3 protein-coding genes are annotated in these 2,203 nt (G+C 35.5%); all 3 read left to right on the forward strand.

Annotation, left to right across the window (positions count from 1 at the left end):
- Nucleotides 1–175 precede the first annotated feature (175 nt).
- Complete coding sequence (locus AC1TO8_RS23750) at nt 176–883, forward strand: nucleotidyltransferase domain-containing protein (protein ID WP_482058053.1); 708 nt, start codon at nt 176–178, stop codon at nt 881–883.
- A 218-nt stretch (nt 884–1,101) separates the two neighbouring features.
- Entirely contained in the window at nt 1,102–1,842 is a 741-nt protein-coding gene (locus AC1TO8_RS23755) for a (S)-benzoin forming benzil reductase (protein WP_482058054.1), read from the forward strand.
- A gap of 178 nt (nt 1,843–2,020) precedes the next feature.
- Nucleotides 2,021–2,203, forward strand: a 183-nt coding sequence (locus AC1TO8_RS23760) for a hypothetical protein (RefSeq protein WP_482058055.1), incomplete at its 3' end; no start/stop codon positions are given.

The following is a 2,203-nucleotide window of genomic DNA, read 5'->3' on the forward strand; positions in this document are numbered from 1 at the left end:
CTCGGACGCCAAGGGGATTTTCATAGCTGTGGATTCAGGCGACACATCCAATCAGCTAAGTCTGACGACCCGGACCTACGGTCCTTAAGCTGCTTGAACGTCAGGAATGTCAAACGTTAGGTGAAATTAATGCAGATATGGGCTTAGATAAGAAGAATCAAAGGAGATAATAAAAATGAATCATATTGAGGCAGCTGAAGAATTCATTAGAAACCATTTTAAAGATTCTATTTTTGTATTAGTTGCTGGAAGTGTGATAAGAGGTGAGGCAACTAGTACATCAGATTTGGATATTTTTATTATTAGAAATGATATACATAAGGCATATAGAGAATCGTTTTTTGAAAGTGGATGGCCAATAGAAGTATTTATTCATACCTTAGATAGTTACAAGGATTATTTTATGGGTGATATTAAACGGAGACGTCCATCGTTACCTCAAATGTGTTCCGAAGGGATTGTAATAAGAGATACTATTGGTTTGACGAGCGAAATTAAAGATTTGGCTAATGGTTTATTAATGAATGGTCCAATCCCATTTAGTAGTGAGGAGTTAATAAGTCAACGATATGTAATTACAGATATGCTGGACGATTTAATTGGCGCAGATAAATTTGATGAACAATTGTTTATTATCCATGAGCTTTCTGAGAAGTTATGCAATTTTATATTAATTAATCGTGGAGAATGGATGGGAAGAGGAAAGTGGATACCACGTTTAATAAGAAATCTTGATGAAAGACTGTACAAAGATTTGATGAATTCATTAGAACGTTTTTATAAATATGATGATAAGGAATTGTTTATTGAAGTTGTACTTGGTGAATTAAATAAGTATGGCGGTAGATTATTTGAAGGATATTCATTAGGAAAGACAAATTGATTTGTTTGTAATTCAAAGAAGGCATTAACATCACCTAACAAAGCATCTGCGCTGCGGGGCATTCGCCCCTTGGTTGTCAGGTGTATAATCTTAGGAGTAAGCTTAGACAATACACGACCCGCCCTAAGATAAGAGCTATCTAAGGCCGGGTCGCGTCGCAGATGCGGAAACGTTATGAGAAATCAATGTAAATACGGATTTAGATCGGAGGTCAGCTAATGAATAATAAGCATTTTATTATTACAGGAACATCAAAGGGAATCGGAGAGCAACTAGCAATGATGCTCCTAGAGAAGGGTAGTTATGTATTCGGAATCTCAAGAAGTATTTCTGATAAGTTAGCAAAGTTCTCGAAGTACATTCACTTCAATTTTGACTTGAGTAATATATTAGAAATTGAGCAGTTGCTTAATGGAGTTCTCGATCAAATCGACATAAATACTTCCGAAATGATATGCCTGATTAACAATGCTGCGATGCTCGAACCTTTGAAATCAATAGATCAATGTAGCGCTGAAGAAATTAATAAGAACTTACAAACCAGTCTTGTTGCGCCAATGATTTTAACATCAAGCTTTATTAAAGCAACGGATAACATTTCAATAAGACGAAAGATTATTAATATATCTTCAGGGTCAGGGAGCAATCCAGCCCCTGGAATGAGTGTATATTGTACAGCTAAAGCTGGAATAAATATGTTTACTCAATGTATTGGATCAGAGCAATCGAAACGGAAATATCCTATTGAAATAGTAGCTGTTGACCCAGGAATGGTCGATACAGAAATGCAGGAAATCGCCAGAAGTAAGAATGATCAAGATTTTGAAATGGTAAAATTCTTTAAAGAAGCACATCAAACAGGAAAAATACATTCTACAGAACTACTTGGAAAGCATCTATTAAAAATTATTGATAAGAAGTTTGAACATGGAAAGCTAGTAAAGTACTTTGAAGGTTAGTTCGGAGAAGACATTGACATCACCTAACAAAGTATTCGAGCGGCGGCTACGCCTTGGTCACTTTGATGCTTTTGACAGTGAAGTAAATTCATGTGACAACTTCCTGCAGAAGTTCGTGAATACCTGAACGTTAGGCGAAACACTTAGCACATTTATTTTAAAGAAAAAGGAAGATCATATGATCAAGTTCTATAAGGATAGTATTGAATTTACTGAATATCCATTTTCGGCAGCATCAATTTTTACCCATGGAACAATTAGAATTGAAGAGATTCGTGAGGTTCTATTAAACCAAATACCTCCTGAGATTCGAACTAATGAAGGTGAAGTGATATTTGTTGAAGCAAATTATAAAGAAAGA

Source organism: Paenibacillus sp. Y859, assembly GCF_056786405.1.